This window comes from Ilumatobacter sp. (genome assembly GCF_030065885.1).
Classification (GTDB): Bacteria; Actinomycetota; Acidimicrobiia; order Acidimicrobiales; family Ilumatobacteraceae; genus Ilumatobacter.
In genome coordinates, this window is the sequence record NZ_JASJCS010000055.1 from 1 (window position 1) to 25431 (window position 25431).

The following is a 25431-nucleotide window of genomic DNA, read 5'->3' on the forward strand; positions in this document are numbered from 1 at the left end:
CACAAAGCACAAGCTGCGATGATCCGCCGCTACATCCGCTGGCGCAACACCAACGCCCGCAACCGACAACTCACCGAACTCATCAACCGCGCAAACGTTGCTTGACGCGCCACTAGGTCACAACACACCGGAGCGCCGGTCGCAGCAGACCCACCTATCAGGGCGGCTCCGTCGTCGACGTCTCCGGGATCGTCGGCAACGTCAGATCGATGCGGATGTTCGGGATCCGCAGCTCCTGGCCGGGCTGGATCGTCTCGCCGGTGAGGCGGTTCAGCTCGACGATCATCGCCACCGTGACCTGGTAGCTCCGTGCGATCTCGCTGAGGTTGTCGCCCTGCTGCACGATGTAGATGCGGTCACGCGGATCGACGGTGGTCGTCGTGACCGCCAGCGTCGTCGTCGTGCGAATCGGCGGGAGCGTCTCGGCCGAGCCGCCTCCCGACGTGCCACACGCCACCATCACGACGGCCCAGGTGGCCAGCACGGGGAGGAGAACGAGTCGACGCATGAGCACGGGGCACCAACCGGTGAACCCAGGTGCAGGATCGTAGGCCGCGCTGCCTAGCCTCCACCAGGATGCCCGACCTCCCCACCTACCCCGGCGCCGAAGCCCCCGATCGCGAGTACCACATCGACGCCGGCGGACTCGCGATCGCCGTGCACGAGTGGGGTGAGGCGACGGCTCCACCGCTGCTGCTCGCCCATGGCGGCTTCGACTTCGCCCGCACGTACGACGTCTTCGCGCCGAAGTTGGCGGCGGCCGGCTGGCGCGTCGTGAGCTGGGATCATCGCGGCCACGGCGACAGCCAGCACGCCCACCTGTACTCGTGGGACGCCGACCTCCGCGATGCGACCGCCGTGTTCGATCACGTCGCCGGCCGTGATGCCGTGGCGGTCGTCGGTCACTCGAAGGGCGGGGCGATGATGGTGCAGCTCGCCGACGCGCAGCCGTTCCGCTTCAAGAGCCTCGTCAACATCGACGGCATCCCCGCCAAGCGACCGATCCCCGACGTGGCCGAGCACGAGCGCACCAAGATGCTGATCGGCGAGCTGACCGGCTGGCTCGACCACCGACGACGAACGGCCGGGGCACAGCGCAAGCCCGGTTCGATCGACGACGTCGCTCGCCGGCGCGGCCGCATGAACCCGCGCCTGCCCATCGAGTGGCTGCGCTACCTCGTCACGGTCGGCGCACAGGAGACCGACGAGGGGTGGCGGTGGAAGCTCGACCCGTCGATGCGCTTCGGTGGCTTCGGACCGTGGCGGCCCGAGTGGTCGCTGATGCGGCTCGCCGGCCTCGACGCACCGTTCTACGGCATGCTCGTCGGCGTGCAGGAGGAGATGGGCTGGGGTACCCGTCCGGGCGAGGTCGAACCGTTCATGCCCCGCAGTGGACGCCTCGAGCTCCTCGAGGACATGGGCCACTTCGCCCACATCGAGCAGCCCGACGAGATCGCAGGACGAGTGCTCGAGTTCCTCGGGGCGCCGGCGTGATCATCGCCCACAACAAGATCGAGCTGGCGCTCCACGAGCTGCGCAGCGGCGCCGGTACGCCGCTGCTCCTGCTGCACGGGCTCGGTGAGCGGACGCCGACCAGCTCGCCCGAGGTCGCCGAGGTGTGGCCCGGCCCGGTGTTCGGGCTCGACTTCACGGGTCACGGGGCGTCGACCCTCCCGGTCGGCGGTGGCTACACCGCCGAGATCCTCCTGGCCGACGCCGATGCAGCGCTCCACGAGCTGGGGACGGCGACCGTGGTCGGGCGCGGCGTCGGGGCCTACATCGCGCTGCTGCTGGCCGGGGCCCGCGCCGACCGGGTGCACGGCACGGTGCTCACCGACGGTCCGGGACTGTCGGGCGGTCCGAGCGTGCCGGTGTCGCAACCGGTGTTCTCCTTGCAGCCCGTCGGGTCGACGCCCGACCCGTATGCGCTGGTCGAGCTCGGACGCGACCTCCGCCCACCCGACTATGCCACCACGTTCGCTCGCCTGGCCGTCGAGGGCTCACCGCTCGAAGCACCGATCACGGTGGCAGCCCGGTTCCGGCCGGCGTGGATCGCCGCGGTCGCCGACGAGTTCGGTGTCGAGCAGGCAGCGAACATCGCGGAAGGCCTTGCGCGCTACTCCCCCGATCGCACAGACTCGGTGTTCGAGCAGAGCTGAGAGCATCGTGCCCCCGATCGTCATCGCCCTCGTCGCCTTCGTCGCGATGGAACCGCTCACGGCGGCCACCCACCGTTGGGTGATGCACGGTGTCGGCATCGCCCTCCACCGCAGCCACCATCGTCGTCTCGCCGCCCGGTTCGAGGCCAACGATGCGTTCCCGGTCGTGTTCGCAGCGCTGGTCTGCGGGCTCTTCGCTCTCGGCCTCAACCTCGACGGCTGGTCGCCGGTCGTGCCGGTCGCCGTCGGCATCACGCTCTACGGCGCGGCGTATGCGGTCGTCCACGACGTGTACATCCACGGCCGCCTCAGGTGGTTCGGCGACTGGCGTCCTGCGCTGCTCGAGCGGCTGGCCGCCGCGCACCGGCTGCACCACCGGTTCAACGCGGCGCCCTACGGGATGCTGCTACCCGTCGTGCCGCGCCACGTCCGCGAGCGGGTCGCGTCCGCCCCAGGAACCTGACGCGGCGTACGGTTCGAAGCGGGCGAAGAGCTCCTCGCCGTACCACCGTTCGGCGCGCGTGCGTGCGACGACGTCTCGATGGTGGGGCATCGAGGACGCGAACGACCGGGCGTCGTCCAGCGTCCGCCACAGGCTGAACGTTCCGAGGCGGCCGACCGGAGCCTCGCCGATGCCGACGACGGCGAGCAGCCCCGCCGCTGATCGAACCTCGTCGCTGACGGGTCGGCCCGCCGCCGAGAACCGTCGCCACGATCGAAGCCGGACGTCGGCGCGGGTGATGATCGCGATCGGGCCGGCGCCGGAGCCGCGTTCGAGCTGATCGAGCACCGCGACACCTCGCCAGCGACCGTGCCCGCCGACACCCCGGAGCCGGACGTGCCACGCCTCCTCGGCGCTGCCCCAGCGCTGCGGGACCGGATGCGAGGCGAGGAAGGCTTCGAGCGCCGACTCGTCGTCCCAGACCGCGAACAAGGCGGAACGGCGGAGGTCGGCCGAGGGCGCCGTGTCGTCATCGCGACCGGTGCCGAGCAGGCGCCAGAAGGCGAGCCCGTCGACCGAGCGGAGCCGCACGCGGTCGCTGCCGAGGTGTGCCAACGTGCGCACGGCCGATCGCCCGCGTACGAGGTGGAACGATGCGATCCGGCTCATCGTCGGCCATGCTGGCAGCCGTGCCGACGGTCGTCACGATCCTCCTCGTCAGCGCCGTCGGCTACCTCGTCGGGTCGGTCCCGATCGCGAACCTCGTGGCGGCGCGGCGCCGGGCCGGGGACCTGCGCACGGTGGGCGACCGGAACCCGGGCTACTGGAACGCGAAGGAGCAGCTCGGTGCGAGGTCGGCGTTGCCGGTGTTCGTCGGCGACGTGGCCAAGGGGGCGGTCGCCGCTGGTCTCGGCGCCGTCGTGGCGGCCGAGGGCGACTGGTGGCTCGCGTACGTCGGCGGGGGCGCTGCGATGGTGGGCCATGCGTGGCCGGTCTTCGCCGGTTTCCGAGGTGGCCGGAGTGTCCTCACGTTCGTCGGGACGGCGCTCGTCGTCGGCCCGGTGGCAGCGGTGATCGGTGTCGCTGCGCTGCTGGCGGTGTGGATGACCACCCGGAGCTTCGCCTGGGCGGCCCGTGTCGGGATCGTCGTCTACCCGATCGCCCAGCTCGTGGTCGACGGCCCGGTGCGGACGGCCACGACCGGCGCGCTGATGACGTTCATCGGTGTGCGCTTCGCGCAAGCTGCACTCGCCTCACCCGCCGAGGCGACGCCCGGCTGACTCTGCGGCAGACGACACGACATCCTCGGGTCGCCCTTGCTGCCACAGCATCACCCACCCCACTGTGCGGCGGACGACACGACATCCGACGACATGACGACTGCCGCGGAATCCAGCGAAGCGCACCAACGAGCATCACCTGCCGAAACCACTCTGCGGCGGACGACACGACAACCGTTGTCCTCGTGACTGCCGCAAGGTCGAGGCCGTCCCACACTCAACGGAGCACGTAGGTGCGGCCGCGCCAGGTCTGCCGGCCCCGCAGCGCACCGCGCAGCAGCGCTGCGACGGCGACCGGGTCGGCCAGCGGAGAGAGCCAGTAGACCGCACGCGCCCCGGCATAGGCCCTCCGCGTGCCGGCCAGCGTCCCGGCCCGCGCTGCCAGCAGCACCAGGTCGATCGCGTCGGCACGCCCGCCGATCGCGCGCAGCAACGGCAACGGCAGCGCCAGTGCGAGGACGCCCGCCTCGGTCACCTGCCGCCACCGCGGTTCGACACCGGGCAGTGCGATCGAGCGTCCCCATCCCGACCAGGTCTCGGCCAACGACTCGAACATGCGGACCGTCAACAGATCGGCAGCGTCGAGGAAGTCGACCCGCCAACCCTGCCCGGCGAGGAGCCGGGCGAGCGCCACGTCCTCCACCACCTCGCCGGCAACCGGCTCGAAGCCACCGATCGCCAGCAGGCCGGTACGGCGAAACGCCATGCACTGCCCGTTGGCCATCATGCGGTCCGGGCGTGGCGGCACCGCCCGGCCCGGCGGGCCGAACCGGTAGACGAGCGTGGTCAGCATCGCCGGATGCAGCCACTGGGATCCCGACGTCGGGCACTCGAAGCGCCCGGCGACCGTCAGCAGCTCGGTACCATCGGCGACCGCTCGCGCGACCACCGAGACGGGCAACGCCGGATCGGGACGGGTGTCGGCGTCGAGCGTGACGATCCACTCGCCGCGTGCCGCCTCGAGGCCCTGCTGCATCGCCCACGTCTTGCCGACCCAGCCTGGCGGAACGGGCCGTCCCGACACGACGTGGGCGCCGGCCCGTGCGGCGACCGACGCCGTCTCGTCGGTCGACTCGTCGTCGACCACCACCACCTCCGCCACGCCCGGCGCACCCACGACTCGCTCGAGCAACGGCCCGATCCGCGCCGCCTCGTCGCGCGCCGGCACGACCACCGAGATCGAGGGCGGCGACGTGTCCCGTCCGAGCCGGCAGGTCACGGGCCGGCGCGTCCGCGCGGCTCCCGCCAGCCGCGCGAGCGCCGTCGCTCCGGCGACGGCCCGGACCATCGTCAGTGGGCCGGGCTTCATCCCTCGCGTTCGGCGATCAGGTCGGCGACGATGCGGGCGCTGATCGTGACCATCGGCAAGCCGCCGCCGGGATGGCTCGAGCCGCCGGCGAGGTACAGGCCGTCGATCGGCCCGACGTTGTTCGGGCGGGCGAACGCCGCCCGCTTCCCGTTCGAGGAGGTGCCGTAGATCGCGCCACCGATCGCTCGGTAGCGAGCCTCGAAGTCGGCCGGCACGAGCGTCCGGGTGAAATCGATCCGGTCACGCAGATCGACGCCGCGTTCGGCCAGCCGGTTGAGGACGCCGGCGGTCATGATCTTCTTGTCGATGCCGATCTCCGGCGGCGTGTTCACGAGGAGGTACCAGTTCTCGTGATCGGGCGGTGCCTGGCTCGGATCGGTCACCGACGACACGCAGGCGTAGATCGTGTAGTCGAGCGGCAGGTTCCCCGATTCGAGGTACCGGAACTCCTGTTGGTCGTGGAGCGAGAAGAACACGTTGTGGTGGGCGATCCCCTCGGTGCGGCCGCGCACGGCAGCGCAGACGACGAACCCGCTGGTCGACTTGCCGACCTGGTCGAGCTGCTTGGCCTCCTTCTCGCTCGGCAGGAGGTCGGTGTAGAGATGTGCCGCGTCGACGTTGGCGACCACGACGTCGGCCCCCTCCGCGCCTCCGTCGGCGAGGGCGACGCCGGCGACCCGGCCGCCGTCGGTGACGATGCTGCCGACGTCGACGCCGGTGCGGATCTCGACGCCCATGCCGTCGGCGACGCGTTCGATCGCGTCACGGAGTCGCCCGAGCCCGCTCATGACGTACCAGCAACCGAACGCCTCCTCGACGTAGGGGATGCACGCCAGCGTCGCCGGCGCCTTGAACGGCGATGACCCGGAGTAGGTCGCATAGCGACCGACGAGTTGCTGGAGGCGCGGGTCCTCGAAGTGGGACTTCGCCGACTTGGCGAGCGTGCGGTTGCCATCGATGCGGGCGAGATCGAGCGGCGATCGCATCCGCGACAACAGCGAGAATGCCGAGCCCATCGGTCCTGCGAGGAACGTGCGCTCGCTGATCTCCCAGATCCGCTCGGCTCGCTCGGCGAACCTCGCCCACTCGTCGCCCGAACCCGGACTGAACGCGTCGAGCGCAGCACGGCGGGCCGCCCGGTCGTCGGGGATCTCGAGCGTCGAGCCGTTCGGCCAGCGATAGCTGAACTGGGGGTCGAGGCGGACGAGCTCGACCTCGTCGGCGAGCGTCGTTCCCGCCAGCTGGAAGAGCTCGTCGAACACGTGCGGCAGGGTCAGCAACGAGGGGCCGAGATCGAACGTGAAGCCGCCCTCCTCGAGGGTCGCGAACTTGCCGCCGACCATCGGATTGCGTTCCAGCACGACCACGTGGTGTCCGGCTGCGGCGAGGCGGATCGAGGTCGCCAGGCCGCCGATGCCGGCGCCGATGATGACGATCTTCACATCCGTCGTCCTAGCAGCCGGATCGCCGCGACGGCCGCCACCGGCACCATCGCCGCCCCACCCGCCACGGCGACCACCCGGTCGCGGAAGTATGCGGCGAACCCGACGGTCTCCATCGCCGCCATGAAGCCGTACTCGGCGACGAGGTCGGCGGCCGGCTCCTCGGCCGGCAGCAGCACCTCGAGCAGCGTCATCACGCCGAGGCTCGACGCGAACCAGCCCACGAAGTTCGAGAGCGGGATGCCGCGGTAGACGCCCCGCCGCGTCCACCGCCAGTACCCCTCGCCCACCATCTGCGGATCGAGGAAGAGATCCCATGCGGTGAGCGCCGCAGCGCCGCCGGCGACGCGGGTCAGCGGGTTCGACCGGTCGCCGAGCGCAGCGTGAGCCGTCTCGCGGGCCGGCACGGCCATTGCGAACCAGGCGAGCGGCACGATCGCCGGCACGCCGGCGACCTGGGGACGGAGCGCGTCCGTGTACCGGTACGCACCGAAGGGTCGGCCGGTGCGAGTGCCGACGTGTTCGACCCACGTCGTGCCGACCGCCGTCGACGTCGCGGCGAGCAGCGAACGCACCGATCCCCACCGCGAAACCGTCGCTGACGTGGTGGTGGCGAACAGGCCGCCGACGACGACCGAGGAGAGCAGGCGTCGTGCCACGCCACCCTGCGCGTTGAGGGGCGTGGCCACCATGCCCGCTGCGGTCACGGCGGACGCCAGCAGCTGCACCGTTCGAGGGCCGACCATGTCGCTCACCCTGTCATGTCCGAACGGCGCCCGGCACATCTGTCCTCGGGATCAGCCGGTGGCGAGCAGCGGCGACGAGTGTCGGGATGGAGTTCCGAGACGTGCCTGGGGCTTCAGCGGCTAGGAACGCCTTGCGCGGCGAACGGCTTCCCCGTCGCCTTGCTTCGCGGGCGACTCCGTGCACCGCCACGATCGGGTCGCCCCGTCCCTCGGCTGGGCTCCCTGGCACATCCGCAACTCAGGGGAGGGAGAAGCCCTTGCGGAGCGGGACGATCACGCGGCTCTCGGTGAAGCCCAGCGACCGGTACAGCGCCCGTGCGGCCGTGTTCGCCTCGCGCACGGTCAGGTGCAGGCGCTGGCAGCCGAGCGTCTCGCGCAGCACGGCCGCGCCGGCGCGGATCAACTCGGCGCCGAGACCCTGCCGACGGCACCGTGGGTCGACGCCGACGAAGTCGATGTAGCCGCTTGCGTCGGGGTGGCGCTGGACTGCGACGTAGCCGACCGCGACCCCGTCGCGCTCGACCGCGAGTCGAACGTGGGTCGCGTCGTTGCCGACGACGAGCGCGGCGCCCGTCGTGTGCGTGCCCGGGAACAGCTGGTCGTGGAGCCGACCGACCGTCGCCACGTCGTCGGCCGTGGTACGTCGACACGGAATCGACGGCGGCGGCAACGGCTCGGTCGACTCGAGCGCCACCGAGCCGGGATCGGCGTGGAAGCCGTGACCGACCGACCACAGGACGAGGAGCTCGAACTCGGCGTCGCACGCCATCTCCTGCTCGACGACCGCTGGCGGGAGCTGACGGCTGGCGTGCGCGTACAGGCCGTCGGCGAGATCGGTCCACGCCCCGTCGTGCTCGGGAGCGATGAACGGGCCGAACCACCAGACGCGCCCCATCTCCTCGTCGATCGACCCCATCAGCCAGCCGGCGAGCTCGCCGGCGACCGATGCGACCGAGGCAACCGACGTCCAGTCGTCGTCCTCCTCGATCATCTCGGCCGCGATCGTCGCGGCGTCGTCGCCGAGGTAGGCGATGTGCCGGTACGGCAGCTGCTGGAGGCGCGCGGCGAGCGCAGCGAGGGTCGGGCGGTCACCTGCGGCCGCACGTCGGAGCTCCATGGGACGAGTGTCGCAGAGGCGACGGCGCTCAGCGGCGCAGGAACTCCGCGGTCGCCACCCCGAGCTTCTTCCAGGTCGGGACCGAGACACGCCCGCCGAAGACGTCGTACCCGGCTTCCTCGATCTCGTCGAGGATGCCGCCGTACAGGCGGTACGCCGCCCGGATGCAGCGGGCGCTGCGGTCGGGAAGCATCGCGATGCCGAGCTCGGCCGAGGCGTAGAGCTCGCGGCAGCGTGCGATCTCGAACCGCATCAGGTCGACGAAGTCCGGCGTGACCCGGCGATCGCCGAGGTCGACGCCGTACTTGCGCATGTCCTCCTGCGGCAGGTACTGGCGACCGCGGTCGAGGTCCTCGTCGATGTCGCGGAGGAAGTTGGTGAGCTGGAAGGCGTTGCCGAGATCGCGAGCGCGTGGCGTGGCGGCCGTGAGGTCGGTCGGCTCGAGGATCGGGAGCATCATCTCGCCGATCACCGCCGCCGAGCCGTCCATGTAGCCGAGCAGGTCGTCCCAGGTGTCGTACGACTCGATCGTGAGGTCCATCTCCATCGATCGCAGGAAACGGCGGAATGCGTCCGGGTCGATGTCGAAGGCCTTCACGGTGTGCACGACCGCCTTCAGGACCGGGTCGCCGGACCGCCCGTCGTCGAGATCGGCGAAGAAGCGCTCACCGAACGATCGCAGGGCTGCGGCCCGCTCCGCGACAGGGACGTCGCGCCCACCCTGGGAGGGGATCTCGTCGACGATGTCGTCGGCGTAGCGGGCGAACGCGTACAGCGCATGCACGTGGTGGCGCTTGACCTGAGGCAGCACCTGCGTCGACCAGTAGTAGGTGGTGCCGTGACGCCGGTTGAAGTCACGGCAGAGCGCGTACGACTGCTCGAGGGTGACCGGGCCGTCGGGGAGCAGCTGCGTGGTCGGAATCGGCGGCGTGCGGCGGAACGACAGCCGCATCACCGCTGGGCTCCTCGGCTCGCCGTCACCACCTCACCACCTCACCACCTCACGACCGATGTCTCACGTGCGTACTCGTCGACGCGATCGGCAGCCAGCTTGCCGGAGACGAGGACCATCGGGACGCCGACGCCCGGCAGGGTGGACGACCCCGTGAAGACCAGGCCGGGCACCTTCCTGTCGACGTTGTTCGGTCGGAACGGGCCGGTCTGCCGGAACGTGTGCGCGAGCGCGAATGGCGTGCCGCGCTCCATGCCCATCGACTCCCAGTCGAGCGGGTCGTACACCCGCTCGACCACCACGTCGTCGACCGGGTAACCGAGCTCGCCGACTCGCTTCTTGAGCTCGCCGGCGAAACGCTCGCCGTCGCGGGCCCAGTCGAGGCGGCCGTCGAGGTTGGGCGTCGGCTCGAGCGCGTAGATCGTCGAGCAGCCCTCCGGAGCGAGCGTGGGGTCGTCGAGCGAGTGCAGCGTGACGAGCACCGACGGGTCGGGCATCCGCACTCCGCGCTTGATGATGGCCTCGAACGCGGCGTCCCAGTCGCGACCGAAGTGGATGTTGTGGTGGGCGGCGTCCGACGGTGGCGCGCCTCGCACGCCCGCCACCCAGAGCAGGCACGACGGCGAGTACTGGCCCCGGCGGGCGGCCCGGGGCGCTTCGACACCGCCGACGAGGGTGCGATACGCAACCGGGAGGTCGGCGTTGCAGACGACGGCGTCGGCGACGACGCGCTCCTCCCCGGCGACCTCGACGCCGGTGACGGCGCCATCGCCGGTGCGCAGGATGCGGGTCACCGGCGCGTCGTATCGGAAGGCGACGCCGGCGTCGGTCAACGCGGTGGCGAGCCCGCGCGCCATCTCGTGCATGCCGCCCTCGGTCACGAACACGCCCTCGACCGAGTCCATGTAGGTGATGACCGAGTAGAGCGCCAGCGCATCCTTCGGTGCCAGCCCTGCGTACATCGACTGGAAGCTGAAGATGCGCCGCAGGCGCTCGTCGTCGAAGAACGACGCGACCTTCTGGTCGAGCTTGCCGAACCCGCCGAGCCGGATCAGGTCGAGTCCGGCTCGCCACGGCTTGAGGAGGTCGAGCACCGAATCGAAGTTGGCGTCGATGAAGTTGGCCATCTCGATCTCGTACAGGTCGCCGAGCCAACGGCAGAACCGGTGGAACGCATCGGCCTCACGGGACCCGGCGAAGCCGCGGATCTCCTCGGCCATCGCCTCTCGGCCGTGGCGGACGTGCAGCACCGAACCGTCGGCGTACACCGCCCGGTACATCGGGTCGACCGGCTTCACGGTGACGTAGTCGGCCATGTCGCGGCCTGCGGCGGCGAACGCGTCGGCGAGGAGGTTCGGCATGGTCAAGACCGTCGGGCCGTTGTCGAGACGGAAGCCGGCCTCGTCGATGAGACCGGCGCGCCCCCCGGGGATCGACGCCCGCTCGAGCACGGTGACGTCGTGGCCACGACCGACCAGGTGCGCGGCAGCGGCGAGCCCGCCGAGGCCCGCCCCGACGACGGTGACGCGCACGTCAGACCTCCCGCTGGCTGACGAAGGCGGCCAGTGCGATGAGCTCGTCGCGCGCCGGGTCGACGAGGTCGGTGGCGTCGATCGCAGCGACCGCTTCGTCGGTGAGCCGAGCGATCGATGCCTCGAGATCGGCCAGCGCGCCGGTGTCGATGATGACTTGCTGGACGTCGGCGATCGCGGACGCGCTGAGCCGGGGGTTGCCCACCTGATCGAGCACCGAGCGCTGGGCCGCGTCGGCGGCGGCCAGGGCTCGCGCCAGCAGCGGGGTCGGCTTGCCCTCGCGGAGATCGTCGCCGACCGGCTTGCCGGTCGAGGCCTCGTCGCCGAACGCGCCCATCACGTCGTCGCGCATCTGGAAGGCGTCGCCGAGCGGCAGGCCGTACGCACTGAGCATCGGCGCGAGCTCGTCGAACCGCTCGGGAGCGGCGAGCGCGGCGCCCATGTGGAGCGGCCGCTCGATCGTGTACTTGCCCGACTTGTAGCGACAGATCCGCTCGGCCTGCTCGACATCGCGGACACCTCGGACCGAACCCACGATGTCGAGCACCTGCCCGACGTTCAGTTCGATACGGAGGTCGTTCCACAGGCGCCACGCCGTTCGATTGGCATCGGCGAGCAACTGGTCGGCATAGACGAAGGCCAGGTCGCCGATCAGGACCGCGATGCCCTCGCCGAACCGGCGCGCCTCGCCGTTCCAACCACCGTCGGCGTGCTGCTTGGCGAAGACGGTGTGGGTCGTCGGCTGACCCCGGCGTGTCGGCGCATCGTCCATCACGTCGTCGTGGAACAGCGCGAACGCGTGCATCAACTCGAACGCCGCCCCGGCGTCGGCCACGATCTGGGCCTCGGCGTCGCCACCCGCACCGACGAAGCCCCAGTGGCAGAACGCCGGCCGGAGTCGCTTGCCGCCCGACAGGACCAGCCGGCGGATCTCGGCCATCGGCTCGGCCAGATCGACGTCGAACGCGCTCCACCGCTCGTGCTCGGGCACGAGGTGCGCCTCGAGGCGCGCTGCGACGCGGTCAGCGATGCGTCGCAGGCTCGGAGGGGCTAGCTGGGACACACGGCAAGGCTATGCGGGTTCGCCGTCGGCTGCTCGACCCTGATCGGTGGATTCGCCGGTCGCCGCGTCGAGATCGGCGATCACCTCGTCGATCCGCAGCTTGGCGTGACCGATCCGCTCGCGGCACAGGGCGATGAGGTCAGCCGCGCGAGCGACCCGGTCGGCGAGCCGGTCGACGTCGACGTCCGCGCCCTCCAGCTCGCGGAGGATGTCGTCGAGCTCGCCGAGCGCATCGGCGTAGCCGATCTCGTCGGCACTGATCGTCGGTTCGTTCACGGTTCCTCGATTCGACTGGTCAGGTCGCCGTCGGCGACTCGTGTCGTGACCACGTCGCCGACCGCGACGTCGTCGGTGGATCGGACAACGGCGCCGTCGGTGCGCCGGGTGATGCTCCAGCCGCGCCGGAGCAGGTTGGCCGGGTCGAGCAGCGCGAGGCGGGCCTCGCGCTGGATCAGGCCATCCTGCTCTGCGGTGATCAGCTGGGGTGCTCGGCGCGCGACGCGTGCAGCGAGGCCGGCGATGTGGCGCCCGGCCGCGACGCGCTGACGTTCGGGCGCGGACCGGACTCGCTCGACGCGGGTGTCGAGGCGCTCGTCGGCGCGCTCGACGGCAGCGTGCGTGCGGCGGGCGATCCGGTGGGCACGGTCGGACAGCGCAGTCGCACCCTCGGCGACGGAGCGGCGACCCACCGCAGCGATGCGAGCCCACCGGTCCTCGGCGGCGTCGCGATACGCGGTGACCCGCTCGACGAGAGCGCCGGCACACGCGGTCGGGGTCTTGAGCGCCGTGTGTGCGACTTCGTCTGCGACGCTGCGATCGACCTCGTGACCGAGCCCGGTCAGCACCGGCAGCCGGCTGGTGGCGATCGCGAGGGCGATCGCCTCGGCGTCGAACGTGGCGAGCTCGTTGCGAGCACCCCCGCCACGGATCACCACGACGACGTCGAGGTCGGTGCGGGCAGCGAGCGTGCGGATCGACGCCGCGACCGACGCCTCGGCCCATTCACCCTGGACACGTGTGTCGCAGACGGCGAGCGAGAAGCCGAGGCCGCTCCGATCGAGCTCGTCGCGGAAGTCGTGCCACGCCGCCGTGCCGACGCTCGTGACGACCCCGACGCGGAGTGGCACCGGCGAGAGCACGCGCCCCCGGTTGGCGTCGTACAGGCCGCTCGCGACCAGGCGGCGGACGACCTGGTCACGGGCCTGGGAGAGCTCACCCAGTGTGAACCGAGGGTCGATGCCGGCCATCTTCAGGCCGAGTCGGCCGTTGGGCGCGTAGTAGTCGAGATGACCGAAGATGCGAACCTTCATGCCGTTGCCCAGGTCGAGGCGGTTCTTCTTGAGCACCGGGGTGAGGTTGCGCTTCATCGGCGCGAACAGCGAGACGTTCAGCACGGCCTTGCCCTGGTCGCCGTGTTCGACGAGCGAGAAGTAGGTGTGGGGACCGCTGTTGCGCAGACCGTCGATCTCGCCGCGGACCCACACGCCGTCGCCGAACCCGCGCCGGAGCTGGTCGTTGACAGCATCGGCCAGCTCACCGACGGTGTACGTCGGGTTGGTCGGATCATCGAGCGGCTCGTCGCCGAAGTCGAACGCGGGCTGGCTCACGGACCGATTCTGCCTGATCAGGGGACGCACGGGACCAACGACCGTTGCCGATGCGGTGAGCCACCGCCACGATGGTGGCCATGCAGCGGCTACTCGACCTCCTGCGCCGGGGGGCGTGGGTCGCGTTAGGGCTGCTGTCGGTCGCGGTCGGAGCGATCGGGATCGTCGTGCCCGGGCTGCCCACCACGGTGTTCTTCATCGCCGCCGCGGCCTGCTTCGCGAAGTCGAACCCTCGCCTCGAGCAGTGGGTCCTCGACCTCCCGCGCATCGGCCCGGCGGTGCAGCGGTACCGCGACGGCCTCGGGATGCCGATCCGGGCCAAGTACTGGGCGATCGGCATGATCGTCGTGTTCACGTCGATCAGCATCGTCGTCGTCGACGTGCTCGCATTCCGGATCGGCATCGCGCTCGTGGCTGCGGTCGGCGTGTGGTACGTCGGCAGGCGCGTGCCGACCACACCACCCGAGCTGCTGACCAATCCCGGATGAGCGTCGACACGCGTACGTGGTATCGCCACTTCGCGAGCCGCGAAGCCGCCGGGTCGTCGCCGACCTGTGAACGGCTGGCGATGGCGATCGCCGACGACGACCATCTGATCGGCTTGCTCGAGCGGCTCCCAGACCAGAAGCGGCAGCCCAACCTGCTGTTCGCCGCGTGCCGCCATCTCGGAGCGCCCGTCGGCGAGACCGAGGCGGCGCTCGAGTTCCTGCGAGCTCGGTGGGGCGATGTCGAGCTCGTCGTCCGCGATCGCTCGACGCAGACCAACGAGCCGGCACGCACCGCCACGTTCCTGCCGGCGCTGGCCGGCCTCCACCAACCGATCGCGCTCGTCGAGATCGGCGCGTCGGCCGGGCTCTGCCTGTACCCGGACGCCTACCGCATCCGCTACGACGACGCACCCGTCGGACCGCCAGCGTCACCCGTCACGATCGACGTGACGACCACGGGCAACGTGCCGAACCCCGGACCCGTCGACGTCGTCTGGCGAGCGGGCATCGACCTGAACCCGCTCGACGTGCGAGATCCCGACGACCTGGCCTGGCTCGAGGCGTGCATCTGGCCCGAGCACGACGATCGAGTCGACCGCCTGCGGGCCGCGGCCTCGGTGGTCGCCGCCGACCCGCCGCAGCTGGTGCGGGGCGACCTCCTCGATCGACTCGATGACGTGCTCGCTGCCGCACCGCCCGACGCCACCGTCGTCGTGATCCACTCCGCAGTGCTCAACTACGTCGACGCCGCTCGCCGCCGCGCCGTGGCGGCTCGGCTGGCGTCGGACGACCTGGTCTGGCTGTCGAACGAGGCACCCGGCGTCGTCACCGAGCTACGCGCCCCCGTCGATGCACCCGAGGCCGGTGCACACTTCGTGTTGGGCCGCAACGGCGCGACGACGCTCGCCGTGAGCCATCCGCACGGTCGCTGGCTCTGGTGGGCGGAGCGCCGCTGACTCAGGCGCCGAGCCGGCGGACGTTGGGCGGCGTCACGTCGGGATCGGCGCCCTCGTCGAGCTCGGGGAACAGCTGACCGTCGATCGGCAGGTTGCGCTCGCGGCGGACGGACTCGAGCTGTTGCAGCGGCTTCTCGAGCTGCCGCTTGCGCGTGCCGACCAACTCGTCGAACTGCCGGTCGAGCTGGTCGAACTTGCCCTTCACCTTGTCGAGCTGCTCGGAGTACTTCTGCCACTGGGTGCCGAACTTGCCGATCAGCGCCAGGATCTGATCGCTGGTCTGCTCGATCACGAAGTTGTCGTACGCCTGCCGGATGACGCCGAGGAACGCGAACAGCGTGAGCGGTGAGCACATGACGACGCGCTGGTTCATCGCGTCGTCGATCAGCCCGGGGTCGGCCTCGTGGATGAATCCGGTCAACTGCTCGTTCGGCAGGAACAGCAGGACGTAGTCGACCGAGGTGCGGGCCGACTCGCGGGCGTAGTCGCGCCGGGCGAGCTCTTTCACCCGAGCGCGCACGTCGCGGACGAACGCCGCGCGATGCGCCTGCTGCTCGGCCTCGGTGGTGGCGTCGAGGAACCGCAGGTAGCCCGCCATCGGGAACTTCACGTCCATGTACAGCTCGTGGCCCTTGGGCAGCGGGAACGTGAAGTCGGGACGCCCGGAGGCGCCGTCGAGCTGCGTCTGCTTCACGTAGTTGACGTTCTCGACGAAGCCGGCGAGCCGGAGGACGTCTTCGGCCATTCGCTCGCCCCACTGCCCACGCGCCGTCGGGGAAGCCATCGCCTCGCGCAGCGCCCGCGCGCTGTCGGACAGCGTCTGGGTGATCTCGGCGTGGCTCCGCAGGGACTGGTCGACCTGGCCGAACTTCTGGGCGCTGGTCTCGGCGAGCGTGTTGACCATCGACCCGAGCTTCGTGAGCTCGGACCGCATCTCGGCATGCACGGCGTCGAGCCGCGAATCGATGACGTCCTTCTTGGCGGTGAGCTCGGCCGACGTCTGCTCGCGGGCCTGGCGCGCCGCGCTGCCCAGCTGCTCGCGCTGCAGCACGGCCGACTGCTGCAGCGCCGCCTGCACGGCGGCGTCGCGCTCGGCCGCTGACTGCTCGCGCATCTCGGCGAGCGCCGACGCCACGGCCTCGTGGACCACCTCGTCGACCGGTGGCGCGTCGGGCGTCGCCGGCGACGCCTCGAACCGCCGCCGAGTCACCTCGACGGCGCCGAGCGCCGCGGCCACCCCAACGACCACGAGCAGCACGATCACCAACACGATGTTCATGCCATCCATGATGACCAGGGGGTGTCACACCGATCGCGGACCCCCCGTGAGCAGGGGAGACTCAGCGCTCGGCTGGTTCGACGCAGTGCGGGCCGGCGGCCGGTCGGTCGACGACCACGCTGCCGAGCGCCGGGCCGTCGATGACGGTACCGGCGTCGACCAGCACGCGGTCGGCGTCGATCAGGATCGGGTGCGCGTCCATCCCCCGCGGCCCCGGGCCCGCTCGATGCTCGCCGTGGAGCGTGTACCGGCTGCCGTGGCACGGGCACTCGAACCAGCCCGAGCTCTCGCAGAAGGGCACCCTGCAGCCCAGGTGCGGGCAACGCTGCGAGAGGGCGAGCAGGCCGACCCGGAGGCCATCGTGCAACCGGTCGTCGAGGTCGGCCAGCAACGCCTCGACGTCGGCGGGGTCGACTGCCACGAGCCAGGCCCGCGCCTCGGCGACGAACAGCGGCGAACCGTCGGCCGCGTCACGACCATCGTCGATCGACCCGACGTCGATCGGCTGCCCGAACGGCAGCAGCCCCGGGCCGGGCGGTGGGATGGTCGGCGTCTCGGCCAGCTCCCGCGACGAGCCGCTGAGGACCGCCGGCTCGTCGCTGCCGGTGCAGCCGGCGCAGAGCGCGGCGGCCGACGTGCCGAGGAACCGGCGCCGGCTCCAGCGGCTCATGCCGAAGTGCGATCGGGGAAGACGAAGCAGCGTTCGGCCAGCGTGCCGAGCGCGTACGTCTCGTAGTCGACGCCGAAGTCGGAGTAGAGGAATCGACACCGCTCGCTCCACTCGAGCGACGCCGGCGACGACATGCGGTGCACCACCTGCATCACCCCGCCCTCGTACACGCGGTACTCGGCCCAGGTGCCCGGGAAGTCCTTGACGCAGCCGACCTCGACCGACGGCACGCCGGCTCGCGTCATCGGGCGGACCCGGTGGCGGTGGGTGTGGCCGGCGGTGTACCCGATGACGTTCGACCGTCGTGCGCACAGCTCGTCGAGCGCGTCGCTCGCGTCGGGATGGAGGCCGAAGTAGTCGTCGCTCCGACCAGTCTCGGAGTGCTTGGCGATCCACTGCTGGTGGTGGCCCATCAGCAGCACCCGCTCGTCGCGGCGGGCGATCTGGGCGTCGGCCGCGTCGAGCTGCTCGCGTCGCAGACCGCCGGTCGTCTCGGTCGGGATGACCGTGTCGAGCAAGCCGATCGTGAGCCCGGGGAGGTCGATCCACCGATCGCCGGCGTACCGGGTCTGGCCGTGGTAGGCGTCGTGGTTGCCACGCACGACGTGGAGCCGATCGCCGAACGGCTCGCGGTAGCAGGCCTCGAACGCCTCCCACTCGTGGTCGAGCCCGTCGGTCGACAGATCGCCCTTGACGACGACGGCGTCGACGTCGGCCGCTGCCATCTCGTCGGCCGCCGCCCGGTTCATCACCTCCGGGTAGGGGTCGTCGCCAGGCTTTGATCGCATGATCGGTCCCTCGGCGTGATCGTCGATGCGGCCGCACTCGGTCTCGCCGAAGTGGACGTCGTTGACCGTGGCGATGCGGACCAGCAGCTCACCCGGCGGCCGTGGCAGGGTGCGCGCCGTCATGTCGGAGAACCGGTACTCACGGTCGGGTGCGAGCCCGTCGTGGCGATGGACCTCCGAGCCGTCGTGGATCACGACGAGGTCGTCGGCGACCGTGGTCAGCTCCATGGCCGGTCGCGCCGGGCGAACCGGTCGCGCTGCCACCAGCGGCCGCTGAAGCGCCACGCCGTGCTGCGATCGTGCGGCGCGTCGCCGGCCATCGCCGGCCGCGGCCACAGCGCTTCGACCGCGGCGCTGATCGCGGCGGCTTCCTCGTCGCTCGGCGCCGGCGTGATCTCGGGGGTGCGCACGCCGACAACCTAGTGCCGCGATGGGCAACGCCTGCATGCTGACGAGTCGGATTCCCGGGGGCTGGGAGCGGGCCGATGCGTGTCCGCGCCGATCGCAGACGCGCTGGCAGCGCCGCCCGGCGGCGCGGGGCGAGCCGGCCGCAGCGGAACCGGGCCGGTGTGACCTCTCCGCTCCCGACACGCCCCTCGCGGGCGACGATCACGACGTCTCGGCCTCGGCGGCGACGGCGTCGACCGCGTCGACCACGATCTCGACGAGGCGGTCTCCTGCAGGATGATCGGCGTCGGGGACCAACTCGCCGTCGACGAAGTCGACGAAGAACGGCAAGAAGTGGTCCGCGTCGTCGAACACGACGACGTCGACGTCGTAGCCCAGCGAGCGCAGCTCGTCGCCGGCCTGCTCGGTCTGCCAGGGGGCGCAGAGCGTGTCGTCGTCGCCGACCGCCATGACGATCGTCGCGTCCTTGTTGGACCACCCGGACGGGTCGAAGTCGAACTCGGCGTCGCCGAACTCGTAGTGACAGCCTGCGACGGCCACGATCACGTCGACTCGCGCCAACTCGGTGGAGCAGGGCGAGAACAGACCAGTGGTGTCGACGACCCCGGTGTTCAGACCGCCCTCGAGCACGCGGCCCGCCCCCAACGACCAGCCGAGCATGGTCACCGGCTGGTCGAGGTCGCCCCCGTGATCACCTGCGATCGTGCCGACATACCAACCGCCGCACACGAGATCGCGAAGTGAGTCGATGGCCCCTTGCTCGGTGCCGAAGTCTGTGCGATAGGTCAGGGCGAACACGGCGAACCCTCGCTCGGCAAGGCGTTGCGAGGTCTCGGCCATGTCCTCGCCACTCCCGTCGAGACCGTGCAGGGCGAAGACGACCGGCCACGACCCCTCGGCGTCGGGAGCGAACACCAGGATGTCCTGCGTGGTCTCGTGCGAGACCACCTCGCGTGTCACCTCGTAGCGCACCTCGGCCGAGGAGTCGTCGCCGCCACATGCGGCGACCCACAGCGCCACACCGATCAGCACGGGCCAACGAGCCCGACCAGAGCGTCGCATCGTCGCGGAGAGTCGATCCACGGTGCGTCCTCCACCCTCAGCGTGCGCCTTCGCCGCTGGTCGCGCAAGGGGTGGGGGCAGGGACTCGTCCTGAGGATCCGTCGCGGCGACCAACGCGAACTCGCGCTGCGACGGCCGGCGCGCCCGCTCGGCCCGCGGAGGGAGTGGGTCTGCCTCCTGGCCGGGTCCTCGAGGTCTCAAGCACGTGCGACGACGGGTGAGCACGGCTGCGGCGCCGAGCGCCCGCACTGCTTACATCGCAGGGTGGACCTGTTCGACACCAACTCGATCCTCGCCGACGACCCCGGGGAGATGGCGATCCTGCACGACCGCGAGTACCGGGTGCGGGCGTACCGCAAGGCCGCCGACCGGGTGCTCATCCGGGGCGCGGTCCGAGACCAGAAGCCGCCGGGGCTCTACCTCGCGGACGATCCCGACCCGCTGACGATCCACCACATGCAGGTCGACATGGAGATCTCGTTCCCGCATCTCGAGATCGTCGACGTGGCGGTGGCGTTCGAGATGCACCCGATGGACAACTGCCCCACCATCACCGAGCACTACCGGAACCTGGTCGGCATCTCGATCGCGCGCGGCTACACCCACCGGGTGCGCGAGCTCTTCGGCGGCCCGCGTGGGTGCACCCACACCACGGCGCTGTTGCAGGCGATGGCCCCGGTCGCGGTGCAGTGCTTCTGGTCGATGCGCGCCGCCGCGGCCCGCCAGGCCGGTAGCTCCGACAGCCCGGCTCCCAGTGCCGACGATCAGACCTGGCGGATGAACATCGGCTCCTGCCACATGTGGGCCGAGGACGGCGAGGAGGTCGAGCGCCTCGAGTCCGGACAGGTCGGACACAGCGTGCCGGTGTTCTTGCGGGACCGCCTCGAGCGGCTCGGCCTCGACGAATCGGCCGGACCAGCCGCCCGGCGTCCACCTGAATGCCCAAGCGTTACAGAGGGTGTCTGACACCCTCTGTAACGCTCAGGCGGCGAGCGGGACGGCGTCGACGTTGGACCGGGCGGTCTCGATCGCCTGCTCGGGGTCGACGTTCAGCTGGTCGGCGGCGATCACCGTCACGTCGGTGAGCCCGAGGAACCCGAGGAACGTCTGCAGCCACGTCGATGCGAGGTCCATCGGCGAGCCGACGGGCACGCCACCCGACGCCACGACCAGGTAGACCGGCTTCGAGGGCACGAGCCCCTGCGGTCCGTTCTCGGTGTAGGTGAACGTGGTGCCGGCGCGGGCAACGAGGTCGGCCCAGGCCTTCATCGCGGCCGGTGGACCGAAGTTGTAGATCGGCAGTCCGATCACGACGGCGTCGGCCGCCATCAGCTCGGAGATGAAGACGTCGGCGATCGCCAGCTCGGCGTTCTGTACGGCGGTGCGCTGCTCGGCCGGCGTCCACATCGCGCCGAGCGTCGACTCGCTGAGGAGCGGCACGCCGGCGGCGAGGTCGCGTTCGACGACGGTCACGTCGTCGCCGAAGCGTTCGATCAGGCGGCCGGCCAGCTCGCGGCTGGCGGAGCCGTCGTGGCGAGCGGAGGAGTCGATGCGGAGGATGGTTGTCATGAGGATGACTCTATGGGGAATACTTGCGATCGCAACTTTCTTCATCAACCGGACACCGTGACGTCGATCACACGACCTCGAGTGACGAGATGTGCCTGGCACATCTCGTCGCTGGGTCAGGCGCGCACGGCACGCGTCCCGACGATCATGTCGTGGAAGGTCCGGCGCTCCTCGTCCCAGAGCGGCCAGAGGAAGCCGAGGTAGCAGGGCAGCGCGCTCACCACACGGGCGAACCACCGGGCCACCGACCGGCCGGTGCCGATCGGCTGACCCGTCCGAGCGTCGACGACGCGGTAGCCGGCGGCACCCATCCCCCAGCTCTGGCCGGTGCGGCCCACACGCCGGCAGTAGATCGCCAGGTAGACGAGCAGACCGACGGCAGCCAGCACGAACGCGACGCCGATCGTCCCGGCGGTCGGGACGTCGCACAGCCCGGGCTCACCCTCGATCGTGCACGTCTCGGCCTCTGTCGGCCCCACCACGAGGACGACGATCGTCGGGATCAAGAAAGGGATCGCGAGCAGCCCGTCGATCAGCACGGCGCCGGCCCGGCACCCCCATCCCGCGTACCGCACAGGATCAGAGCGGGACGTTGCCGTGCTTGCGCTGGGGCAGCTCCTCGCGCTTCGAGCGCAGGAGCCGCAGCCCCGCGACGACCTTGCGCCGGGTGTCGGCCGGGTCGATCACGTCATCGACGAAGCCGCGCTCGGCGGCTGCGTAGGGGTTGGCGTACCGCTCGGTGTACTCCTCGACGAGCTCGGCGCGGCGCGAGGTCGGGTCGGCCGCCTGCTGGAGCTCGCGGCGGTAGACGATCTCGACGGCGCCCTGCGGACCCATGACCGCCAGCTCGGCCGACGGCCACGCGAACGAGAGGTCGGACCCGATCGACTTCGAGTCCATGACGACGTAGGCACCGCCGTACGCCTTGCGGGTGATGATCGAGATGCGCGGCACGGAGGCCTCGCAGTAGGCGTACAGCAGCTTGGCGCCGTGCCGGATGATGCCGCCGTACTCCTGGTCGACGCCGGGCAGGAAACCGGGCACGTCGACGAAGGTCAGGATCGGGATGTTGAACGCGTCGCACGTGCGCACGAACCGCGCCGCCTTCTCGGCCGACTCGATGTCGAGCACGCCGGCGAGCACCATCGGCTGGTTGCCCACGACACCGACCGGATGGCCGTCGACTCGAGCGAACCCGCACACGATCGACTTCGCCCAGTGCGGGAAGTACTCGAAGAACTCGCCGTCGTCGACGGTGGCCTGGATGACCTTGTGCATGTCGTACGGCAGGTTCGGGCTGTCGGGCAGGATCTCGCTGAGCTCGGGGCAGCGCCGGTCGGGGTCGTCGCCGAGGTCGTCGACGGGCGGATGCTCGAGGTTGTTCGACGGCAGGAACGACAGCAGGAACCGCACGTCGTCGAGGCACGCCTTCTCGTCGTCGGCGACGAACGTCGCGACACCCGACTTCGACGCGTGCGACATCGCGCCGCCGAGCTCTTCCAGCGTGACCTCCTCGCCGGTGACCGTCTTCACGACGTCGGGGCCGGTGATGAACATGTGCGACGACTCGCGGACCATGAAGATGAAGTCGGTCATCGCCGGCGAGTACACGGCACCACCGGCGCACGGTCCGAGGATCACCGAGATCTGCGGGATCACGCCCGACGACTGCACGTTGCGACGGAAGATGCCGCCGTAGCTGGCGAGGCTGACGACGCCCTCCTGGATGCGGGCGCCGGCGCCGTCGTTGAGGCCGACGAGCGGCGCACCGGTCTTGAGGGCGAGATCCATCAGCTTGTGGATCTTCTCGGCGAAGACCTCGCCCAGTGCCCCGCCGAACACGGTGAAGTCCTGGCTGAACACGAAGACCTTGCGGCCGTCGACCGTGCCCCACCCGGTGATGACGCCGTCGGTGTACGGCCGCTCCTCGAGGCCGGCCTCGTGGGCGCGGTGCCGGGCGAGCAGGTCGAGCTCGTGGAAGCTGTCGGGGTCGAGGAAGTACTCGATGCGTTCGCGGGCGAGCATCTTGCCCTTGGCGTGCTGCCGCTCGACCGACCGCTCGGAACCGGCGTGGTACGCCTCCTCGCGCCGTCGGTGGAGGTCGGCGATCTTCTCCTGCATGCCACTGGTCACGGCGCCACGCTAGTGCCGTACCCTCCGACCTTGGAACTGCCCACCGGTCGGACGGGAGCGACGCCCGGCACGGCAGTCACCGGCCCGGCCGCCACCACGGCCACGGCAGCTCTCACCGATGCGCCAGTTCGGTCGCGGCCTCGACGATCGTCTCGACGTCGACGAGCACGAGGTTGGCGGCCTCCCCGAGCGGGACGAACGAGTCGTCGGCGGCCACCCGGGCGACCGACCCCCCGAAACCGCGTTCGACGAGGCCGGCGACGATGCCCTCGCCGGCACCACCCGAATGGCGCGTCTCGTCGACCACCAGCACCTTCCCGAGTGCCTCGGCGTGCTCGACGACGTCGTCGAGCGGCATCGGCGCCAGCCAGCGCAGGTCGTACACGCGGCACGAGATGCCGCTGCCGGCGAGTCGCTTCGCGGCGCGGAGCGACATCGCCAACCCGTTCGCCCAGGTGACGATGAGCACGTCGTCGCCGTCGCGGACCAGCCGCCCTGCTCCCACCGGCACGTGCTCGTCGGCCCAGCGCTCGGGCGCCGCGTACGGCGCGGTCCAGACGCCGTCGCCCTCCTCGTGCAGGTCGCGCGTGTGGTACAGCGCGATCGGTTCGAGGAACACCGACACCGTCCCGTCGAGCGCCGCTGCGGCGACGCACGTCCGCAACATCGGCGCCGCGTCGGACGGGTGTGCGGGCGAGGCGATCACCAGGCCCGGGATGTCTCGCAGCACACCGATCGCATTGTCGTTGTGGAAGTGGCCACCGAAGCCGCGCTGGTAGGCGTAGCCGGCGATCCGGACCACCATCGGGTTGCGGTACTGGCCGTTCGAGAAGAACGACAGGCTGGCACCTTCGCCGCGGAGCTGGTCCTCCGCGTTGTGCAGGTACGCGAGGTACTGGATCTCGGGGATCGGCACGAAGCCGCTCACACCGGCACCGAGGGCGAGGCCCAGGATCGCGTGCTCGTCGAGCAACGAGTCGAACACCCGGGCGGCGCCGAACCGTCGCTGCAGCCCGCGGGTGACGCCGTAGACGCCACCCTTGACGCCGACGTCCTCACCGAACACGAGGGTGTTCTTGGTGGCCGCCAGCACGTCGGTCAGGGCCCGGTTGATCGACTCGGCCAAGGTCAGCGGGCCCTCGTCCTCCGGCAGCCGCTCACCGAAGCCCGACGTGCGTGCCGCGGGCGGCGCCGGCTGCGATGCAGCCGAGCGAACCACGTCGGGCCGCCGCGGCGACAACGGCTCGATCACCTCGTCGCGGGTCGCCAGCGTCGGGTGCTCGACGAGGTCGAGCGCGATCGTGCGGACCTCGGCGCGAGCGGCGAGCACGTGCGCGATCAGGTCCTCGGCGGTACGCCGCCCGGTCTCGATCAGTGCCGTCGCGGTCGCCGCGATCGGGTCGCGGGCCAGGTCGCGGCGGATCGAGGCCGCCGAGCGGTACCCCGATTCGACGTCGGTGCCGGCATGACCGAGGTACCGCACGGTTCTGAGGTGCAGGAGCGCCGGGCGACCGGTGCGCCGGATCTCGTCGGCGAGCTCGAGCGTCGTCCGGTACACGGCCACGGGGTCGGTGCCGTCGACGCGCTGGTAGCGCAGGTCCGGGCGGTTGGCCAGCGACGCCTCGACCCAGCCCGTCGGGGTGGGCACGCTGATCCCCCACCCGTTGTCCTCGCAGACGAACAGCAGCGGCACGGGGAGCCGGTTGTGGGCCGAGTAGCACGCCGCGTTGATCGCCCCCTGGGCAGTCGAGTGGTTGGCGCTCGCATCGCCGAACGAGCACACCGCCACCGCGTCGAGCGGCCACTCGAGGCGGACCCCGAGCCGACGGGCCCGTCCGATCGCTAGCGCGACGCCGACCGCCCGCGGGAGGTGTGATGCGATCGTCGAGGTCTGCGGGATCACGTTGAGCTCGCGGTGGCCGAACACCTTGTGCCGGCCGCCGGCGATCGGCTCGGCGGCGAGTGCGAGCTTGCCCATGAGCACGTCGCGGACGGCGTCGTGGCCCGGGCGCTGCAACGCCCGCGCGCAGTAGAAGCCGCCCGATCGATAGTGCAGCAACGCCGGATCGGTGAGGCGCAGCGCGGCGGCAACAGCCGCGTTGCTCTCGTGCCCGGCCGAGCCGATCGTGTAGTAGCCGTGCCCCCGCGCCCTCAGCCAACGGGCCGTGTGATCGAGGGCGCGGCTCTGCACCTGCGCGACGAAGATGTCCTCGAGCGGCACGCCCGCCACGTCCACCGGCTCGCCCTCGGCGGGTGCCGCGGCGATCGCGTCGAGCAGCGACCGTTCGAGGTCGTGCAGGTCGTCGGGCAGCGTCGCCACGCGCGGCATGGTACGCGGCACCTGCCTCGCGCACCCTGGTCCGGCGGCCTGCCGCCGTCGGGCCCCGCCGACACGGTCCGGATGCCGGGCGCGGGCACGACCGCCGTCG

At 70.9% G+C, this 25431-nt stretch carries 27 protein-coding genes; 7 read left to right on the forward strand and 20 right to left on the reverse strand.

Translation table 11 applies throughout. The features are described 5' to 3' along the window. Positions 1 to 157: 157 nt before the first annotated feature. Positions 158 to 508 (reverse strand): LysM peptidoglycan-binding domain-containing protein, encoded by a 351-nt coding sequence (locus QNJ12_RS12705; protein ID WP_300623026.1) that lies wholly within the window; start codon positions 506 to 508, stop codon positions 158 to 160. 68 nt (positions 509 to 576) lie between these two features. On the opposite strand from QNJ12_RS12705, the gene QNJ12_RS12710 reads away from it, so the two are divergent. The 3 genes from QNJ12_RS12710 to QNJ12_RS12720 are packed head-to-tail and all read left to right on the forward strand — an operon-like array spanning position 577 to position 2622. Next, positions 577 to 1494, forward strand: a complete 918-nt coding sequence (locus tag QNJ12_RS12710) for an alpha/beta hydrolase (RefSeq protein ID WP_300623027.1) — start codon at positions 577 to 579, stop codon at positions 1492 to 1494. Continuing rightward, entirely contained in the window at positions 1491 to 2159 is a 669-nt protein-coding gene (locus QNJ12_RS12715; protein WP_300623028.1) for an alpha/beta hydrolase, read from the forward strand. Before QNJ12_RS12710 ends, QNJ12_RS12715 begins: the two co-directional genes overlap by 4 nt. 7 nt (positions 2160 to 2166) lie before the next feature. Then, entirely contained in the window at positions 2167 to 2622 is a 456-nt protein-coding gene (locus QNJ12_RS12720; protein WP_300623029.1) for a sterol desaturase family protein, read from the forward strand. On the opposite strand, the gene QNJ12_RS12725 is transcribed toward QNJ12_RS12720, so the two are convergent. Continuing rightward, the gene (locus QNJ12_RS12725) at positions 2566 to 3270 is read right to left on the reverse strand and encodes a hypothetical protein (RefSeq protein ID WP_300623030.1); all 705 of its coding nucleotides are present in this window, start codon (positions 3268 to 3270) and stop codon (positions 2566 to 2568) included. The two genes, QNJ12_RS12720 and QNJ12_RS12725, sit on opposite strands and share 57 nt — an antisense overlap. Here QNJ12_RS12725 and QNJ12_RS12730 point away from each other — a divergent pair. Beyond that, positions 3255 to 3881, forward strand: a complete 627-nt coding sequence (locus tag QNJ12_RS12730) for a glycerol-3-phosphate acyltransferase (RefSeq protein ID WP_300623031.1) — start codon at positions 3255 to 3257, stop codon at positions 3879 to 3881. The two genes, QNJ12_RS12725 and QNJ12_RS12730, sit on opposite strands and share 16 nt — an antisense overlap. A gap of 217 nt (positions 3882 to 4098) precedes the next feature. On the opposite strand, the gene QNJ12_RS12735 is transcribed toward QNJ12_RS12730, so the two are convergent. From QNJ12_RS12735 to xseA, 9 genes are all read right to left on the reverse strand, one after another. Continuing rightward, positions 4099 to 5190 (reverse strand): glycosyltransferase family 2 protein, encoded by a 1092-nt coding sequence (locus QNJ12_RS12735; protein WP_300623032.1) that lies wholly within the window; start codon positions 5188 to 5190, stop codon positions 4099 to 4101. Continuing rightward, positions 5187 to 6632 (reverse strand): NAD(P)/FAD-dependent oxidoreductase, encoded by a 1446-nt coding sequence (locus tag QNJ12_RS12740; RefSeq protein WP_300623033.1) that lies wholly within the window; start codon positions 6630 to 6632, stop codon positions 5187 to 5189. The genes QNJ12_RS12735 and QNJ12_RS12740 overlap by 4 nt, the downstream gene beginning before the upstream one ends. Beyond that, a complete protein-coding gene (locus QNJ12_RS12745; protein ID WP_300623034.1) occupies positions 6629 to 7378 on the reverse strand; it encodes a carotenoid biosynthesis protein in 750 nt (249 codons plus the stop codon). Before QNJ12_RS12745 ends, QNJ12_RS12740 begins: the two co-directional genes overlap by 4 nt. 238 nt (positions 7379 to 7616) lie before the next feature. Then, on the reverse strand, positions 7617 to 8495 hold the full coding sequence (locus QNJ12_RS12750) for an N-acetyltransferase (protein ID WP_300623035.1): 879 nt from the start codon (positions 8493 to 8495) through the stop codon (positions 7617 to 7619). 28 nt (positions 8496 to 8523) lie between these two features. Beyond that, on the reverse strand, positions 8524 to 9447 hold the full coding sequence (locus QNJ12_RS12755) for a phytoene/squalene synthase family protein (protein ID WP_300623036.1): 924 nt from the start codon (positions 9445 to 9447) through the stop codon (positions 8524 to 8526). A 41-nt stretch (positions 9448 to 9488) separates the two neighbouring features. Beyond that, the gene (gene crtI, locus QNJ12_RS12760) at positions 9489 to 10979 is read right to left on the reverse strand and encodes a phytoene desaturase family protein (RefSeq protein ID WP_300623037.1); all 1491 of its coding nucleotides are present in this window, start codon (positions 10977 to 10979) and stop codon (positions 9489 to 9491) included. 1 nt (position 10980) lies between these two features. Beyond that, the gene (locus tag QNJ12_RS12765; RefSeq protein ID WP_300623038.1) at positions 10981 to 12042 is read right to left on the reverse strand and encodes a polyprenyl synthetase family protein; all 1062 of its coding nucleotides are present in this window, start codon (positions 12040 to 12042) and stop codon (positions 10981 to 10983) included. Between the two features lie 9 nt (positions 12043 to 12051). After that, positions 12052 to 12318, reverse strand: coding sequence for an exodeoxyribonuclease VII small subunit (gene xseB, locus QNJ12_RS12770; protein WP_300623039.1), 267 nt, complete (start codon positions 12316 to 12318; stop codon positions 12052 to 12054). After that, the gene (gene xseA, locus QNJ12_RS12775; RefSeq protein WP_300623040.1) at positions 12315 to 13649 is read right to left on the reverse strand and encodes an exodeoxyribonuclease VII large subunit; all 1335 of its coding nucleotides are present in this window, start codon (positions 13647 to 13649) and stop codon (positions 12315 to 12317) included. Before xseA ends, xseB begins: the two co-directional genes overlap by 4 nt. Positions 13650 to 13729: 80 nt before the next feature. Here xseA and QNJ12_RS12780 point away from each other — a divergent pair, with 80 nt between their 5' ends. Beyond that, positions 13730 to 14137 (forward strand): YbaN family protein, encoded by a 408-nt coding sequence (locus QNJ12_RS12780; protein WP_300623041.1) that lies wholly within the window; start codon positions 13730 to 13732, stop codon positions 14135 to 14137. Beyond that, a complete protein-coding gene (locus QNJ12_RS12785) occupies positions 14134 to 15093 on the forward strand; it encodes a DUF2332 domain-containing protein (protein WP_300623042.1) in 960 nt (319 codons plus the stop codon). Before QNJ12_RS12780 ends, QNJ12_RS12785 begins: the two co-directional genes overlap by 4 nt. Before the next feature lies 1 nt (position 15094). On the opposite strand, the gene QNJ12_RS12790 is transcribed toward QNJ12_RS12785, so the two are convergent. The 5 genes from QNJ12_RS12790 to QNJ12_RS12810 all read right to left on the reverse strand — a co-directional run bounded on the left by QNJ12_RS12790 (position 15095) and on the right by QNJ12_RS12810 (position 19321). Next, positions 15095 to 16372 carry a DNA recombination protein RmuC gene (locus QNJ12_RS12790; protein WP_300623043.1) on the reverse strand — a complete coding sequence of 426 codons (1278 nt, stop codon included), beginning with the start codon at positions 16370 to 16372 and terminating at the stop codon, positions 15095 to 15097. Between the two features lie 61 nt (positions 16373 to 16433). Beyond that, the gene (locus tag QNJ12_RS12795; RefSeq protein ID WP_300623044.1) at positions 16434 to 17042 is read right to left on the reverse strand and encodes a ubiquinol-cytochrome c reductase iron-sulfur subunit; all 609 of its coding nucleotides are present in this window, start codon (positions 17040 to 17042) and stop codon (positions 16434 to 16436) included. After that, positions 17039 to 18058, reverse strand: coding sequence for a metallophosphoesterase (locus QNJ12_RS12800; protein WP_300623045.1), 1020 nt, complete (start codon positions 18056 to 18058; stop codon positions 17039 to 17041). Before QNJ12_RS12800 ends, QNJ12_RS12795 begins: the two co-directional genes overlap by 4 nt. Then, positions 18049 to 18240: a hypothetical protein gene (locus QNJ12_RS12805; protein WP_300623046.1), complete on the reverse strand. Its 192-nt coding sequence runs from the start codon at positions 18238 to 18240 to the stop codon at positions 18049 to 18051. The genes QNJ12_RS12800 and QNJ12_RS12805 overlap by 10 nt, the downstream gene beginning before the upstream one ends. Before the next feature lie 199 nt (positions 18241 to 18439). Next, positions 18440 to 19321, reverse strand: coding sequence for a hypothetical protein (locus QNJ12_RS12810; RefSeq protein WP_300623047.1), 882 nt, complete (start codon positions 19319 to 19321; stop codon positions 18440 to 18442). 243 nt (positions 19322 to 19564) lie between these two features. On the opposite strand from QNJ12_RS12810, the gene QNJ12_RS12815 reads away from it, so the two are divergent. Next, on the forward strand, positions 19565 to 20266 hold the full coding sequence (locus QNJ12_RS12815; protein WP_300623048.1) for a DUF2889 domain-containing protein: 702 nt from the start codon (positions 19565 to 19567) through the stop codon (positions 20264 to 20266). A gap of 15 nt (positions 20267 to 20281) precedes the next feature. Here the strand turns inward: QNJ12_RS12815 and QNJ12_RS12820 are convergent, their stop codons facing one another. The 4 genes from QNJ12_RS12820 to QNJ12_RS12835 all read right to left on the reverse strand — a co-directional run bounded on the left by QNJ12_RS12820 (position 20282) and on the right by QNJ12_RS12835 (position 25268). Beyond that, complete coding sequence (locus tag QNJ12_RS12820) at positions 20282 to 20869, reverse strand: NAD(P)H-dependent oxidoreductase (protein WP_300623049.1); 588 nt, start codon at positions 20867 to 20869, stop codon at positions 20282 to 20284. Positions 20870 to 20985: 116 nt separating this feature from the next. Further along, positions 20986 to 21444, reverse strand: a complete 459-nt coding sequence (locus QNJ12_RS12825) for an RDD family protein (RefSeq protein ID WP_300623050.1) — start codon at positions 21442 to 21444, stop codon at positions 20986 to 20988. Between the two features lie 4 nt (positions 21445 to 21448). After that, positions 21449 to 22990, reverse strand: coding sequence for an acyl-CoA carboxylase subunit beta (locus QNJ12_RS12830; protein WP_367281789.1), 1542 nt, complete (start codon positions 22988 to 22990; stop codon positions 21449 to 21451). Positions 22991 to 23114: 124 nt separating this feature from the next. Further along, positions 23115 to 25268 carry a thiamine pyrophosphate-dependent enzyme gene (locus QNJ12_RS12835; protein WP_367281790.1) on the reverse strand — a complete coding sequence of 718 codons (2154 nt, stop codon included), beginning with the start codon at positions 25266 to 25268 and terminating at the stop codon, positions 23115 to 23117. Between the last annotated feature and the right edge of the window lie 163 nt (positions 25269 to 25431).

What these genes read in the sequence shown, in the direction of transcription:
- QNJ12_RS12705 (WP_300623026.1), bottom strand. Translation starts at nt 508, where the DNA reads ATGCGTCGACTCGTTCTCCTCCCCGTGCTGGCCACCTGGGCCGTCGTG.
- QNJ12_RS12710 (WP_300623027.1), top strand. Translation starts at nt 577, where the DNA reads ATGCCCGACCTCCCCACCTACCCCGGCGCCGAAGCCCCCGATCGCGAG.
- QNJ12_RS12730 (WP_300623031.1), top strand. Translation starts at nt 3,255, where the DNA reads ATGCGATCCGGCTCATCGTCGGCCATGCTGGCAGCCGTGCCGACGGTC.
- QNJ12_RS12725 (WP_300623030.1), bottom strand. Translation starts at nt 3,270, where the DNA reads ATGAGCCGGATCGCATCGTTCCACCTCGTACGCGGGCGATCGGCCGTG.
- QNJ12_RS12735 (WP_300623032.1), bottom strand. Translation starts at nt 5,190, where the DNA reads ATGAAGCCCGGCCCACTGACGATGGTCCGGGCCGTCGCCGGAGCGACG.
- QNJ12_RS12745 (WP_300623034.1), bottom strand. Translation starts at nt 7,378, where the DNA reads ATGGTCGGCCCTCGAACGGTGCAGCTGCTGGCGTCCGCCGTGACCGCA.
- QNJ12_RS12750 (WP_300623035.1), bottom strand. Translation starts at nt 8,495, where the DNA reads ATGGAGCTCCGACGTGCGGCCGCAGGTGACCGCCCGACCCTCGCTGCG.
- QNJ12_RS12755 (WP_300623036.1), bottom strand. Translation starts at nt 9,447, where the DNA reads ATGCGGCTGTCGTTCCGCCGCACGCCGCCGATTCCGACCACGCAGCTG.
- QNJ12_RS12780 (WP_300623041.1), top strand. Translation starts at nt 13,730, where the DNA reads ATGCAGCGGCTACTCGACCTCCTGCGCCGGGGGGCGTGGGTCGCGTTA.
- QNJ12_RS12785 (WP_300623042.1), top strand. Translation starts at nt 14,134, where the DNA reads ATGAGCGTCGACACGCGTACGTGGTATCGCCACTTCGCGAGCCGCGAA.
- QNJ12_RS12790 (WP_300623043.1), bottom strand. Translation starts at nt 16,372, where the DNA reads ATGAACATCGTGTTGGTGATCGTGCTGCTCGTGGTCGTTGGGGTGGCC.
- QNJ12_RS12795 (WP_300623044.1), bottom strand. Translation starts at nt 17,042, where the DNA reads ATGAGCCGCTGGAGCCGGCGCCGGTTCCTCGGCACGTCGGCCGCCGCG.
- QNJ12_RS12800 (WP_300623045.1), bottom strand. Translation starts at nt 18,058, where the DNA reads ATGGAGCTGACCACGGTCGCCGACGACCTCGTCGTGATCCACGACGGC.
- QNJ12_RS12820 (WP_300623049.1), bottom strand. Translation starts at nt 20,869, where the DNA reads ATGACAACCATCCTCCGCATCGACTCCTCCGCTCGCCACGACGGCTCC.
- QNJ12_RS12830 (WP_367281789.1), bottom strand. Translation starts at nt 22,990, where the DNA reads ATGCAGGAGAAGATCGCCGACCTCCACCGACGGCGCGAGGAGGCGTAC.